Raw genomic sequence first — 13,298 nt, forward strand, 5'->3', positions numbered from 1 at the left:
CGCCTGCGGCTCGCGATGGCGGCGCTACTTCTCCGTTAGCCGCGCCGCATATCTCGCCATCAGATCGACCTCGAGATTGAGCCGGTCGCCGGCGCGATATTCGCCCCAGGTGGTCACCGCCAGCGTGTGCGGGATGATCAGCACGGAAAAGCGGTCGCCCTCGACCGCATTCACCGTCAGCGAGGTTCCGTCGAGCGCCACCGAGCCCTTCTCGGCGATGAAGCGGGCGAGCCCGTGCGGCGCCTCTATCCAGAAGCGCGACATGCCGTCGAAGTCCTCGCGGGAGAGAATCGTCGCGACGCCGTCGACATGGCCGGTCACGATATGGCCGCCCAATTCGTCGCCGATCTTCAGCGAGCGCTCGAGATTGATGCGGCGCCCGACTGTCCATTGGCCGGCCGTGGTGCGCGCCAGAGTCTCGGCCGCGGCGTCGACCTCGAAAACCGTGCGCCCGCCCTCGCGGCGAAGATCGACGGCGGTGAGGCAAGGGCCGGAGCAGGCGATCGAGGCGCCGAGCGCGATCGATTCCAGCGGATAGGAGCAGGAAATCGCGATGCGGCGCAATTCGCCGCGCGGCTCGACCGAGACGATTTCGCCGATGTCGGTGACGAGGCCCGTGAACATTATCCGATCCTCTCGTAGCGCGTCATATGGTCGGAGCCGAGCATCGCCTCGTCGGCGAGGCGATAGGCGGCTCTGTCCTCGAGCCGCGCCCGCGCCGCCGGCGAGAGCGCGAGCCGGCCCGGCCGGCCGAGCGGCTTGCGGCCCGTGTGCAGCACCACTTCGTCGGCGAGCGCGCCGAGCAGCAGGCTCTCGGCGACGCGCGGCCCGCCCTCGCTGAACACGCGCGTCACCCCTCGCGCCGCCAGCTCGGCCAGCGCCGCGGACAGAACGAGCCGGCCGGAGGCCTCCTGCGCGACGCGCGCCACCTCGATCGCCGTCGCGTCGAAGAATTCCGCGGCGGCGGCCTCTGCGACCTTCTCGCCGGCGATGACGAGAGTCGGGGTCTCGCGCGCCGTGGCGGCGAGGCGGGAGCGGCGCGACAGCCGCAGGCCGGCGTCGAGCACCACGCGCAGAGGCTTCACGCCCTCGAGCCCGGGCAGGCGCACGGTGAGCAGCGGATCGTCCACCGACGCCGTGCCGGCGCCGATCATGATCGCGCCATGCAGCGCCCGCTCGATATGGGTGGCGGCGTCGGCGACGGCGCCGGTGATGAAGAGGCGCGGATCATGCTCGGCGCCGGCGGCGTAGCCGTCCGCCGTCTGCGCCAGCTTCAGCGTCACCAGGGGGCGGCCCTGCGTCACCCGCAGAATATGTCCGAGGTGATCGGCGCGCGCCTCCCGCGCGCGCACGCCCACGGCCACCTCGATCCCGGCCTCGCGCAGCCGCGCATGGCCGCGGCCGGCGACGCGTGCGTCCGGGTCCTCGAGCGCCGAGACCACGCGCGCAATGCCGGCGCCGATGATGGCGTCGACGCAGGGCGGCGTCGCGCCGTGATGCGAGCAGGGCTCGAGCGTGGCGTAGAGCGTCGCGCCGCGCGCCGCCTCGCCCGCGGCGGCGACCGCGACCGCTTCGGCGTGTGGGCGCCCGCCCACGGCGGTTGCGCCGCGCGCGATCACGACGCCGTCCTTGACGATGAGCGCGCCGACCGCCGGGTTCGGCCCGGTGCGGCCCATATTGCGCCGGCCGAACGCCAGCGCCGCCGCCATGAAGGCGTCGTCCTGCTGCGCGAAAGGTCCGCCTTCCGTCATCGCTCGCCCGCCGCCGCGTCCGCCTCCGCCGCGCGTTCAGTCTCGCCCTGCGACAATTCGTCGATCAAGGCATGGAAATCGGCAATCTCGCGAAAATCGCGATAGACCGAGGCGAAGCGCACATAAGCGACGTCGTCGAGCGACTTCAGCCCCTGGATCACCAATTCCCCGATGCGCGCGCTCTCGATCTCGGCGTCGCCCGAGCTCTCGAGCTGGCGCACGACGCCATTGACCATGCGCTCGACCCGCTCGGGATCGATCGGGCGCTTGCGCAGCGCGATCTCCAGCGAGCGCATCAGCTTGTCGCGGTCGAAAGGCTCGCGCCGTCCCGATTTCTTGATCACCATCAATTCGCGCAGCTGCACCCGCTCGAAAGTGGTGAAGCGCCCGCCGCAGCCGGGACACACGCGCCGGCGCCGGATCGACGAGGAATCCTCGGCCGGTCGCGAATCCTTCACCTGCGTGTCGGGCGAGCCGCAATAGGGGCAGCGCATGGGACGCTCTTATCAACGATGAGCCGTCTGCTTAGCCCGTTCCTCGCGGTCGCCGCAAGCGTTAGGGTTTGATTTTTCAGTGTGCGCCGAGAGCGGCGCGTTTTCGCCGCTCTCGCGTCTCCGATGCGAGGAGACGGCGATCCTGCGGCGGCCGCGGCGGAGGGGGCGATCGCGCTCTAGAGCGCCTTCTTTTGAGCGAATTCTGATCGATCGTACGTTTCCGTTCGATCGGAATGCGCTCTAGCCGCCGAACAGCTTCTCGAAAATATTCTTCTCCTCGGCGGGTGGGGCGCGGCGCGGCCGCGCGCGCGCGTCGGGAATATCCGCCGGCGGCAGCAGCGCCTCGAGCCCATGCACGGCGCCGCCCGGCTCCTGGGCCTCCGCGGTGCGCGCCGCCGGCCGGGCCTCGCGGGCGCGGCGGGGCGGCTCGGCCGGCTCGTCCGACGAGAAGAGGCCGAGCAGCGGCGCGAAGGGCGAGGAGTCCGCCGCCGGCGGCTGTCGCCAAATGCCCGAGGGCAGCGCCGCCACCGGCACGCCCTGATGCGCCGCCTTCATGAAGCGGCTCCACACCTCGACCGGCAGATTGCCGCCCGAGACCTTCTTCGTCGGCGAATTATCGTCATTGCCGAGCCAGACGCCGGCGACGAGATGCGGCGTGTAGCCGATGAACCAGGCGTCGCGGAAATCTTGGCTGGTGCCGGTCTTGCCGGCGGCGCGCCAGCCGGGCAGCTCCGCCTTGCGCGCCGTGCCGGTGGAGAGCGTCTCCTCCATCATCGTGTTCATCATCGCCACATTCTGCGGCTCGATGACGCGGCCGTTGCTCGAGCCCTTGCGGGCGTAGAGCTGCTTGCCGGAGGCGGTCTTCACCTTGGAGATGATATGCGTCTGCACGCCGATGCCGCCATTGGCGAAGGGGGCGTAGGCGGAAACGAGCTCGAGCGGCGTCACCTCGGAGGTGCCGAGCGAGATCGAGGCGTTGGGCTGCAGCTCGGAATTGACGCCGAGCCGATGCGCGGTCTTCACCACGGTCTTGGGACCGACCTCGAGGCCGACGCGCACCGCGACGGTGTTGAGCGAGAGCGCCAGCGCGCGGGTCAGCGAGACCGGGCCGAAATATTCATGGCTGTAGTTTTCCGGCTGCCAGCCCTTCACATTGATCGGCCCATCCTCGCGGATCGTGTCCGGCGTCAGCCCATGCTCCAGCCCGGCGAGATAGACGAAGGGCTTGAAGGCCGAGCCCGGCTGGCGCTTGGCGGACACGGCGCGGTTGAACTGGCTGTCGGCGTAATTGCGGCCGCCGACCAGAGCCCGGATCGCGCCATTGGGATCGAGCGCCACCAGCGCGCCCTGCGACACGCCGAACTTGGCGCCCTTCTTGTCGAGCTCGTCGGCGAGCGCCCTCTCCGCCTCGGTCTGCAGGCTGCGGTTCAGCGTCGTCGTGACGACGATGTCCTGATCGATCGCGCCGATCGTGTCGTCGAGCATGTCCATCACATAATCGGCGGCGTAATTGGCCGAGCCGGCCGCCGCCTGCTCGCGGCGCGCCCGCGCCGGATGCGAGAGGGCGGCCTTGGCCATGGACTCGCTGATATGGCCCTCCTGCGCCATCGCCGTGACGACCTGGCCGGCGCGCTCGCTCGCGCCTTCCGGATTGCGGTCTGGCGCGAGCTTGCTCGGCGCCTTCATCAGCCCGGCGAGCACGGCCGCCTCAGAGAGGGTCACGGCGCTCGCCGGATGGCCGAAATAGCGCTGCGCCGCCGCCTCGACGCCATAGGCGCCGGAGCCGAAATAGACGCGGTTGAGATAGAGCTCGAGGATCTGGTCCTTCGAATATTTGTGCTCGAGCCACAGCGCCAGGATCGCCTCCTGGATCTTGCGCGAGACGGTGCGCTCCTGGGTGAGGAACAGATTCTTGGCGAGCTGCTGGGTGAGCGTCGAGCCGCCCTGCATCGCGCCATGGCCGATGATGTTGCGCGACAAAGCGCGGCCGATGCCGACCGGATCGATGCCCCAATGCGAATAGAAACGGCGATCCTCGATGGCGACGAAGGCCTTGGGCAGATAGGCCGGCAGGTCCTTGAGGCGCACCGCGGCGCCGCCGGTGTCGCCGCGATTGGCGAGCAGAGAGCCGTCGGAGGCGAGAATGGCGATGTTGGGCGGGCGCTTGGGCACGGCGAGCGTGTCGATCGGCGGCAGCTGCGCCGCATAATAAGCGGTGAGGCCGGCGGCGCCGATTCCGCCCCAGATCGAGGCGACGAGGCCCCAATAGACGAGGCCGCCGACGAGCGAGCCGCGGCGCCGCTTCTTCGGCGGAGGCGGCGGGGGAGCCTCCTCCGCGGCCGGGGCCTTGGCCTTGCGTTTCGCCATGCCGATGCTCTCGCTGGGGTCGGCGCGAAGGTCGCCGGGCCCGTCCTCCGCGAATCGTGGCTCGCGTCGCCGCTTGTCGCGCGTCATAGGTCGCCTCGCCGCCTGCGGCGCTCCGCTGCTTCCGATGGGTGTTGCGCGAGGATAGATTTAAACCGGCCGATTTAAGGGCCGGTAAAGCGTGTGGGAGGGGGCCGGGTCGCGCGGGCCTCCCGGAAAAGGCTCGCCTGCGATTTCGACGCAACGTTTTTGCAGCGCAGATTTTGCTCGAAAGCTCGCACCCATGTGAGAAAATCGCTGCGCATGCAAAAGTCCGATGGGGAGGCGGGCACGGAGCCTTTGCGAGTTCCATATAAAACATGAGGCGCTTATCCAACACTCCCGACATGAAGAATAAGGAATCATCGATGTTCGATAACTTCACATGGCGACGCGGCTCGGGTGAACTTGACGTGATCGATAAGTTCGCTGATTTAGCGAGGAAAGCGAGCGCTGAAGCGGGCGCGGACGTGATGGTAGTCCTTAATTTCCCGGGAGGTTACCTGTCGGTAGTCGCCTCAACCCCTGAGAGTCCTGTGCCGCAAAAGCGCCTCTGGACCCCACGAGCGCTCGCAAAAGGGCTGGCCTTGTTACGCCAATGGCTTGGCGCCCAAAAGAGGGAGGGGACGATGGTGCACTCCGCGAGGAGATCGATCGCTTGAGGGCAATCAAGAACTAATGACCGCGACAATTCTTGAAGGCTCGGAATGCGCAGCGGCGCAGCTCGCTTTGTTGGTTGCCCAAGACCGCGTGTTACAAAAAATCAACACTTTGCGACACCCGCCGCGCCCTCACTTTTCAACGGCTTCCGACGCGCAAAAGACAGGCGCGAAATGCGCGTCTATTCCGTGCGCGTCACGCGGCCGAGGCGGCGCAGGCGATGCATTCTCACCACCCTGTCGCGGACATGGGCGAAGAAGCGCGGCGGCAGCATTCCGTAGACGATGCTGGCAAGGTCGCCGTTGACGGCAGGGCGCAAATCCGGCCCCGGCCAGACGAAATCGTTGGTCTCCGTCAGCACGATCCACGAGCGTTCGGAATCCAGTCCGAGGCGCTGCTTGGTGACGGCTGGAATTTCGACGGCTTCCGTCGCATCTACGGGCGGCGTGTGGGGGATCGGCAGGACGCAGACGAGCGGCGCGTCACCGGCTTCGCCCTTGAGGACCAGCACGACGGCGCAGGGACGATCCTTCACGCCTTCTTCTCTTCCTTCGCGCGCCTCTCGTTCCCAAAGATAGGAGTAGCGGATAACCAGACCGGGACAGGGAGCCGGCCAGCTCAAGGCTTCCAGTCTTTCAACTCTTCGTCGAGATGCTCATAGCCGGCCGGGACTTCCGCCTTTTCGAGCGCCGCAATGTCTTCCTCGCTGAAGTCCTCGACGGCGAGCACTCGGCGGTCGCGGCGCTTCAAGCGCTGGTATTCATCGACCGACAGCAGCACGCAGCTTTCGCGCCCGTTGCGCGTCACCGCGACCGGCTCGCGCAAGGCGATGTCCTGATAGCGTCCGATGTTGCGTTGGAAATCAGCGGCGGAGACTTTGAGCACGGCTTCACCCTCTCCTCATGCATATCGCATAATTTATGCAATCTGCATGAGGTTGTCGAGCACGAGGGGACCAGGGCTTCGATTCGAGGTTAACAATCCCCGTGCAACCGCGTCATGCCCGCGCTTGTCGCGGGCATCCACGCCGCGACATCGCGACAAGCGGGGAAAAGAGGCGGTGATGTTCGGCTGATGTTCCAGCATCGCGAGCCGTCACGGCGTGGATGGCCGCGACGAGCGCGGCCATGACGCTGGAATTGCTCTGCTCGTCAAACCCGGATTCGGAGACTTGATGACCGACAACCGCCTCTTGCGCGAAACGCTCGGGCTTGCGAAACTTCGCCCCTTATAATTTGGACGGGCGGCACAGGTAGAGCGATGAAGATCACCATCGAGAGGGCGGCGCTGCTGCGCGCGCTCGGGCATGTTCACCGGGTGGTGGAGCGGCGCACGACCATTCCGATCCTCGCCAATGTGCTGCTCGACGCCGCCGACGGGCTGCTGCTGAAGGCGACCGACCTCGACCTCGAAATCACCGAGAAGGCTGCGGCCGAGATCGGGCAAAAGGGCGCGACCACGCTGCCCGCGCATACGCTCTATGACATCGTGCGCAAGCTGCCGGATGGCGCGCAGGTCTCGCTCGAGGGGACCGGCGAGCAGGGGCTGTTCCTGCTGCGCTCGGGTCGCTCGCGCTTCCAGCTGCAGAGCCTGCCGGAGAGCGACTTTCCCGACGTCACCTCGGGCGAGTTCTCGCATCGCTTCCAGCTCGCGCCGGCCGACCTCAAGAAGCTGATCCTGAAGACGCAATTCGCCATCTCCAGCGAGGAGACACGCTATTATCTCAATGGCATCTTCCTGCATTCGACCGAGGTCGAGGGCCATCAGCTGCTGCGCGCCGTCGCCACTGACGGCCACCGTCTCGCCCGCGTCGAGCTGCCGGCGCCCGCCGGCGCTGCGGGAATGCCGGGCGTGATCCTGCCGCGCAAGGCGGTCAATGAGGTGCTGCGCCTCGTCGAGGATGCGCAGGGCGCGGTGGAGATCGAGCTCTCGACCAATAAGATGCGCTTCTCCTTCGGCGAGACCGTGCTGACGACCAAGCTGATCGACGGCACCTTCCCCGATTACGGCCGCGTCATCCCCGCGGGCAACGACAAGCGCCTCACCGTCGAGCGCGCGTCCTTCCGCGAAGCGGTCGACCGCGTCTCGACCATTTCCTCCGAGCGGGGCAGGGCGGTGAAGCTCGCGCTCTCGGAGGGCAAGCTGGTGCTGTCGGTGACCAATCCCGACCAGGGCTCGGCGGTGGAGGAGATCGAGGCCGATTATGACGGCCCGCCAATCGACATCGGCTTCAACTCCCGCTATCTGCTCGACATCGCCGACCAGCTCGACAGCGATACGGCGTTGTTCCGCCTCGCCGACCCCGGCTCGCCGACGTTGATCCAGGACCGCGACGGCGCGAGCGCGCTCTATGTGCTGATGCCGATGCGGGTGTGAGGCGATGCGGCTCGGCAGGAGGGCGCCGTCATTGCGAGGAGCGCAGCGACGAAGCAATCCAGGGGGCCGCCCCGCGGCTCTGGATTGCTTCGCTCCGCTCGCAATGACGGCCTCAACGTCGAGGAGTTCGCCCAGCGGGCGCCTCGAAGCGTCGGGCTCCCTTCACTTCGTCTCGATCTCGACGACCTCGATCGTCGTCTCGCCTGCGTTGCGTAGCGCGGGCGCGGCGCCGGCCTCTCGCCACTGAAAGGCGCCCGGCGCGAGCGCCATCGCCTGATCGCCGCTCTCCCATGTCTCCATCAGCAGCCCGCCCTCGACGACGATGCGCGCCATCGGCGCTGTTTGCGCGAAGCCCGGCGCCGATTCTCCCGGCTTCAGGATCAGCCGCCAGCCGCGCAGGCGCTCATTGTCGATGATCTCGCGATAGGCAGGCGGACGCGCGGAGGTCGCTCGACCCTGCGGTGCTTCCTGCAGAAATTCGAAGCCGACGAAGTGGAGCGGCTCGGGGCCGATATTCTGCCCACGATGCACGAGGGGTTTTTTCGAGAAGGCGTTGAAGGCGGCCATGCCGCGCGGCCAATGCGTGCGCGTCGTCTCGGACTCGCCCCAATTCTGCAGCAGGAGATCGCTGTCGCGCACGACGACGAACACGAAGTCGCGCGAATGGCGATGCCAGCCCGCCTCCCGGCCGGCCGGAATCGGCACGTCGAGCAAAGTGATCGCGTCATTGCTGAAGACGGGAATGTGAAACGGCGCGCGCGCGACCGGCGGAGCCTCGGCCCGCGCGGGCGAGGCGCCGAGGAGAATGGCGACGAGGAAGAGGGGCGTGCGCATGTGGTGTCCTCAGAGGTCCGCGAGCCTTGCCAAAGATCGGGCCGTGACGCAATCTCGCCGTCCATGCGCGCCCTCGGTGAGAGCGATATGATTTTTCTCGTCACGCATTTTTGGGTCTGGTGGATGGCGGCGCTCGCCATTGGCGCGGCGACCGCCCTGCTGCTGGCGCGCGCGCCGGAGCGCGGCGCGCTGGCCGGCTGGCTCGCTTGGTTCGGCCTCGCCGTCCTCGCCGGACTGCCCGTCGCCGCTCTCCATCTCTTGTCCGGCCGGGCCGGACTGTGGCTCGAGACCGGCCTCGCCCTTTTCCTGGCCTTTCTCGTCGGCGCGGCGCTCGGCGCGCTGGCCGGCGGTCGCTCGCTGCGCGAGCACGAGGGCTGGGCCGTCGGCCTCCTCCCGCTCGCGTTGATCGTCGTCGGCGCCAATGTCGTCGGCGGCCGCTCGCTCGAGGCCGAGCTGGCGCGCCGGGCCGTCGCCGCTATCGAGACGTTCGGCGGCGACCCGGCGCGGATCGTGGTCGAGGGGCGGGACCTCCTGTTGACGCGCGACGCGAGCGCCGCCGAGGCGGAGCGCAAGATCGCCCAGATTGCCGGCGTTCGACGGCTCGTTGTGGTCGAGGCCCCGGTGTCGGAGGCCCCGCGCGTCGCCACGGCCGAGCCGTCCGCCACGGATCCAGCGCCAGCTCCGGCCGAAGCGAAGAAACAGCCCTCGGCTGCGCTTCGACAGGCCGGGCCCGAGACGAGCGTTTCGCTCGATCCGGGGCCGAATGGTCAGCGCGGCGCGGAGTCGGCGGCGACTTCCTCCGGCATTCTCGACGCCGTCTCCTGCCAGAGGGCGGTGGCGACGATCCTCACCGAATATCCGATCCGATTCACCCGCAATGCTGGAATTCGGCGGATGTCGAGCGGCGCGCTCGAGAAGATCTCGTCCTTGCTGCAGCGGTGCCCCGCCGCCAGGGTCGAGGTGCGCGCCTACGGCGAGGCGGGAAATGCGCGCGCCGAGCGAGTGACGGAGTATCTCGCGCGAATGGGAGTCGAGCGCGGCAGGCTGTCCGCTACGAGCTCGCCCGAGAACGCCGAGGCGCCGCAGGGCGTCGAGATCGTGATCGGGCCGCGCGGCTAGAGCATCATCCGATCCGGCGAAATCAGATTGATCGAACGATTCCGTTCGATCGAAAATCGGTCTCCGGCGCCGAGTCGATCCCGGCGCCGCTCGGCCCGCGCCGCCAGCGTGAACGAGAGCGAGCCCGCCCGCGATAAAAATTTCCGATCGCCTCGACCTTGAACGCGGCGGAGCTCGCTCCGCGCGCGGTTTCTGCTGTCAAGCTTTCGACACGTAAGTGTCGCAGCGCCGATAAACGGCTGAGCTAGCGTCGCTTCGCAAAGGTGCTGGGGAGGACATCATGAAACGGACTCTTTCGATACTGGCGTTGACGAGCGCCGCCTTATCAACGCCAGCGGCCTTCGCCGCCAGCGTCTCGGACTTCAATCACATCGTCGTGATCTATCAGGAAAATCACAGCTTCGACAATCTGTTCGGTCTGTGGGGAAGCGTCGGCGGCACGCCGGTGGAGGGACTTCCCGCCGCCGACGAGGCGCACACCAAGCAGGTTCGCTCCGACGGCACGACTTCCTATTCCTGCCTGCTGCAGAACGACGCCAATCTCACCTCGCCGTCGCCTCTCGCGACGACCTGCACGGATACGACGGGCGCGAGCTTCGAGAGCCATTTCGAAAATGCGCCGTTCAAGATCGACTCCTTCATCGCGACGACGGATACGACCTGCCCGAATGGCGTTCTGAAAGGATCGGGACTCCCGGGAGGCTGCACGCGCGATCTGATGCACCGCTATTACAGCGAGCAGTATCAAATTCACGGCGGCAAGCAGGATCGTTATGTGACCGGCAGCGACGCAGCCGGCCTGTCGATGGGCTATTTCGACTCGACGAAGCTGCCGCTCTACAAATATCTGCACCTTCCGACCGCTCCGAACTACGTGATCGCCGATCACTTTTTCCAGGCGGCGTTCGGCGGCTCCTTCCTCAACCATCAATGGCTGATCGCGGCCAAGACGCCGTCCTTCTACAATGCGGTGAATGATGGCGGAGCCAATGATCTGCACTCCGTGGTCGACGAGAACGGCATGCCGACGTCGACGCCGCTCTACGCCAGCCCTCTGGGCTCGAGCGCGATCGACAATGCTCTGACCGCGTCTTGCAAGCCGCCGGCCGGCCGTCCCGCGACCCCGGCCTCGGTCGTTTGCGGCAACTACGCGATCAACACCATCCAGCCGTCCTATCAGCCCTACAGCCCGAGCTCGAGTCCGGCGAAGCGCCTTCCTCCGCTCGCCCATGCGACGATCGGCGATCTTCTCACGGCGCAGGGAGTGGATTGGGCGTGGTATTCCGGCGGTTGGTCCAACGCCGCGGGCATTAAGAACGGCGCCGGCTGGACCAATGGCGCGGGTCCCAACTGCAGCGACGCCAATGCTCTTCCGAACGCGACTTTCCCCTATTGCCCGGACAAGCTGTTCCAGTTCCATCACCAGCCGTTCAACTATTTCGCCACCTACGCGCCGGGCCGGCTGGAGCGCAAGCTTCATCTGCGCGACGAGGCGGAGTTCTACACGGCGGCCAGACGCGGCGTGCTGAAGCCGGTGAGCTTCATCAAGCCGCTCGGCGCGGAGAACGAGCATCCCGGCTACACCGATGAGCGAGACGGCAGCATGCACGTCGCGCATCTGATCGATGCGGTGCTGGACGGGCCCAACGCCGACGACACGCTGATCATCGTCACCTATGACGAATTCGGCGGCCAGTGGGACCATGTTCCGCCTCCGGGCCAGAGCCGCGCCGGCGTGCATGACGGATGGGGCCCCGGCACGCGCATTCCGGCGGTGCTGATCTCGAAGAAGTTCACCGCATCGGGCGTCGATCACGCAGATTACGACACGACTTCGATTCTGCGCCTGATCGAGATGCGCTTCGGGCTTCCCTCTCTCGCGCTTCGCGACAGCCGCGTCTCGGCGCTCGTGAAAGCTCTGAAGATCGGTCGCTGATCTTTCTTCTACCCGTCAGACCGTTTCGCCCCGCGCGCTCGACGCTCGCGGGGCGATTTGGTTCGAAGGCCAGTTCTCTCGCCGCGGCGATCGGACCGTCTCGGGCCGCCGCAAAATGGACCAGATTTTCGCCGAGAGAGGTCGGCGCGGCCTACTCCCGGAGTGTTTAGCCCCTCTTATTCGTGACGGTCCGATTTTTTGCATCGTCGGGCCGTTCGGCTCGCGGGCCGCGCGGGGGCGTTCGGCTTTTTCACCGCTTCGAGGATCGCACTTTCGGGAACGCGTTGGGAGGAATGGGAGAGACGAGAGGGGGCGCGCCGCCCCGTCGATCATGGTCCTGCGGGCATGAGCAGCGCCGCCGGCATGGAGCAGAAGAGATCGGCCTCGGGGCAGGCGGCGGCGAAGGCGAGGCGCACGCGGCTCGCGGTCTCGATCACGCGCGCGGCGATCTTCAGCAATCGCAGGCGCAGAGTCGAGAACTCGGCTTTGGCGAGGTCGCGCGGGCGCGGGATCGCGTCGCGCACGCCGAGCATCAGCCAATAGGCGGCGGTGTGCAGGACGAGGCGCACCTGATTGGCGAGCGCCGAACGACACGAGGTTCGATCGGAGCAAAGCTGCGTCTTGTGCAGCTTGATGAGATTCTCCGCCTGTCCGCGCGCGCAGTAGAGACTCTCATAGAGCCATTGCGGCGCGCCATGCGCGCGATTGGTGACGATGAAGCGAATGTCGAGGCCGAGCCGCGTCGCCTCGATGCGGGCGATCGCGCGGCGCTCTCTGTCCCAGGACTTGGCCCGGTGACGCGTCTCGGCATAGCCTCGCACGACGTCCTTGTCGTCGAGGGCGCGCTCGACGCGGACGGCGTCCGCCGTCTCCTCGACCTTCTTGGACAGCGGCTTGGTTCCGGGAAGGCCGAAGACGTAATCGACGCCGTGATCCTCGCACCAGGCCATCGCCTCGGGCCGCGCATAATGCCCGTCGCCGCGAAACAGGATGCCCGTCGTCGGCCAAGACTTGCGGATATGCCGCACGAGCCGGCGCAGATGCGCTCTCACCTCGACGCCGGACGGCGTCTTGCCCGGGCGCAGGATCATAACGACGGGACGGCTCTGCTCGGTGTCATAGACATGGATCGGCAGAAAGCAGCGCTCGTCATAATGGGCGTTGAACAACGACAATTGCTGATGGCCATGCGCGATGTCGCAGGTGTCGTCGATGTCGAGTGTGACCGAAGATGGCGGCTTCTCGTAGGAGGCCATCCATTGGTCGACGAGCGCATAGGTCAGGCGGATCACGTCGCGCAGGGCCGGCGCGTTCTCGAGCCGCGACAGCGTCGGCTGCGAAGCGAGATCGCGGCCCGTGTCGGGCAGGCGCCCGCAGGCGAGCTTGAACGCCGGATCGGAGCGCAGAAAATCGAGATCGTCGGCGTCCTCATAGCCGCAGCCGATCGCGAAGATGCGGGCGCGGATCATATCGGCGAGCGTGTGGGTGATGCGCGCAGGATCGCGGCGATCGGGAAAGCAGCGCGCCAGCCGTTCGGCGACGCCGAGCCGGCGCTCCGCCATGGCGAGCAGCATGACGCCGCCGTCCGAGGAGATGCGGCCGCCGTCGAAAGCGGCTGTGATTTTCTTGCCCTGGACGGCTGGAAACGAGAAGGCGGGGAACGTATCGTCTGTCATGGCGGGCGTGGCAGGCCGGTGCAGCGGGAAAGGGTTGGTGTCAACAACC

General features: G+C 67.0%; 11 protein-coding genes. 3 read left to right on the forward strand and 8 right to left on the reverse strand.

The window, feature by feature from the left end; all coding sequences use genetic code 11:
* Positions 1-24: 24 nt before the first annotated feature.
* From CQW49_RS19570 to CQW49_RS19595, 6 genes are all read right to left on the reverse strand, one after another.
* Positions 25-624 (reverse strand): riboflavin synthase, encoded by a 600-nt coding sequence (locus CQW49_RS19570; RefSeq protein WP_003616069.1) that lies wholly within the window; start codon positions 622-624, stop codon positions 25-27.
* Positions 624-1,751 carry a bifunctional diaminohydroxyphosphoribosylaminopyrimidine deaminase/5-amino-6-(5-phosphoribosylamino)uracil reductase RibD gene (gene ribD / locus CQW49_RS19575; protein ID WP_003616067.1) on the reverse strand — a complete coding sequence of 376 codons (1,128 nt, stop codon included), beginning with the start codon at positions 1,749-1,751 and terminating at the stop codon, positions 624-626. The genes CQW49_RS19570 and ribD overlap by 1 nt, the downstream gene beginning before the upstream one ends.
* On the reverse strand, positions 1,748-2,245 hold the full coding sequence (nrdR, locus tag CQW49_RS19580) for a transcriptional regulator NrdR (protein ID WP_003616064.1): 498 nt from the start codon (positions 2,243-2,245) through the stop codon (positions 1,748-1,750). Before nrdR ends, ribD begins: the two co-directional genes overlap by 4 nt.
* Before the next feature lie 240 nt (positions 2,246-2,485).
* Entirely contained in the window at positions 2,486-4,699 is a 2,214-nt protein-coding gene (locus CQW49_RS19585) for a transglycosylase domain-containing protein (RefSeq protein WP_024749473.1), read from the reverse strand.
* 790 nt (positions 4,700-5,489) lie between these two features.
* Positions 5,490-5,843 (reverse strand): hypothetical protein, encoded by a 354-nt coding sequence (locus CQW49_RS19590; RefSeq protein WP_003609656.1) that lies wholly within the window; start codon positions 5,841-5,843, stop codon positions 5,490-5,492.
* An 83-nt stretch (positions 5,844-5,926) separates the two neighbouring features.
* Complete coding sequence (locus CQW49_RS19595) at positions 5,927-6,193, reverse strand: type II toxin-antitoxin system Phd/YefM family antitoxin (protein ID WP_003609655.1); 267 nt, start codon at positions 6,191-6,193, stop codon at positions 5,927-5,929.
* 375 nt (positions 6,194-6,568) lie between these two features.
* On the opposite strand from CQW49_RS19595, the gene dnaN reads away from it, so the two are divergent.
* Positions 6,569-7,684 (forward strand): DNA polymerase III subunit beta, encoded by a 1,116-nt coding sequence (gene dnaN, locus CQW49_RS19600; RefSeq protein ID WP_003609654.1) that lies wholly within the window; start codon positions 6,569-6,571, stop codon positions 7,682-7,684.
* A gap of 162 nt (positions 7,685-7,846) precedes the next feature.
* Here the strand turns inward: dnaN and CQW49_RS19605 are convergent, their stop codons facing one another.
* Positions 7,847-8,518, reverse strand: coding sequence for a cupin domain-containing protein (locus CQW49_RS19605; protein ID WP_003609653.1), 672 nt, complete (start codon positions 8,516-8,518; stop codon positions 7,847-7,849).
* A gap of 87 nt (positions 8,519-8,605) precedes the next feature.
* On the opposite strand from CQW49_RS19605, the gene CQW49_RS19610 reads away from it, so the two are divergent.
* On the forward strand, positions 8,606-9,637 hold the full coding sequence (locus tag CQW49_RS19610; RefSeq protein WP_003609652.1) for an OmpA family protein: 1,032 nt from the start codon (positions 8,606-8,608) through the stop codon (positions 9,635-9,637).
* A 280-nt stretch (positions 9,638-9,917) separates the two neighbouring features.
* Positions 9,918-11,573, forward strand: a complete 1,656-nt coding sequence (gene acpA / locus CQW49_RS19620; RefSeq protein WP_003609651.1) for an acid phosphatase — start codon at positions 9,918-9,920, stop codon at positions 11,571-11,573.
* Between the two features lie 329 nt (positions 11,574-11,902).
* Here the strand turns inward: acpA and CQW49_RS19625 are convergent, their stop codons facing one another.
* Entirely contained in the window at positions 11,903-13,249 is a 1,347-nt protein-coding gene (locus tag CQW49_RS19625; protein ID WP_003616184.1) for an IS1380 family transposase, read from the reverse strand.
* Positions 13,250-13,298 lie beyond the last annotated feature (49 nt).

Origin of the sequence: Methylosinus trichosporium OB3b (assembly GCF_002752655.1) — a bacterium.
GTDB classification, from domain to species: Bacteria; Pseudomonadota; Alphaproteobacteria; order Rhizobiales; family Beijerinckiaceae; genus Methylosinus; species Methylosinus trichosporium.

Bases quoted from the DNA above. Each gene is read 5' to 3' on its own strand.
- CQW49_RS19570 (WP_003616069.1), bottom strand. From the start codon at position 624: ATGTTCACGGGCCTCGTCACCGACATCGGCGAAATCGTCTCGGTCGAG.
- ribD (WP_003616067.1), bottom strand. From the start codon at position 1,751: ATGACGGAAGGCGGACCTTTCGCGCAGCAGGACGACGCCTTCATGGCG.
- nrdR (WP_003616064.1), bottom strand. From the start codon at position 2,245: ATGCGCTGCCCCTATTGCGGCTCGCCCGACACGCAGGTGAAGGATTCG.
- CQW49_RS19585 (WP_024749473.1), bottom strand. From the start codon at position 4,699: ATGACGCGCGACAAGCGGCGACGCGAGCCACGATTCGCGGAGGACGGG.
- dnaN (WP_003609654.1), top strand. From the start codon at position 6,569: ATGAAGATCACCATCGAGAGGGCGGCGCTGCTGCGCGCGCTCGGGCAT.
- CQW49_RS19605 (WP_003609653.1), bottom strand. From the start codon at position 8,518: ATGCGCACGCCCCTCTTCCTCGTCGCCATTCTCCTCGGCGCCTCGCCC.
- CQW49_RS19610 (WP_003609652.1), top strand. From the start codon at position 8,606: ATGATTTTTCTCGTCACGCATTTTTGGGTCTGGTGGATGGCGGCGCTC.
- acpA (WP_003609651.1), top strand. From the start codon at position 9,918: ATGAAACGGACTCTTTCGATACTGGCGTTGACGAGCGCCGCCTTATCA.
- CQW49_RS19625 (WP_003616184.1), bottom strand. From the start codon at position 13,249: ATGACAGACGATACGTTCCCCGCCTTCTCGTTTCCAGCCGTCCAGGGC.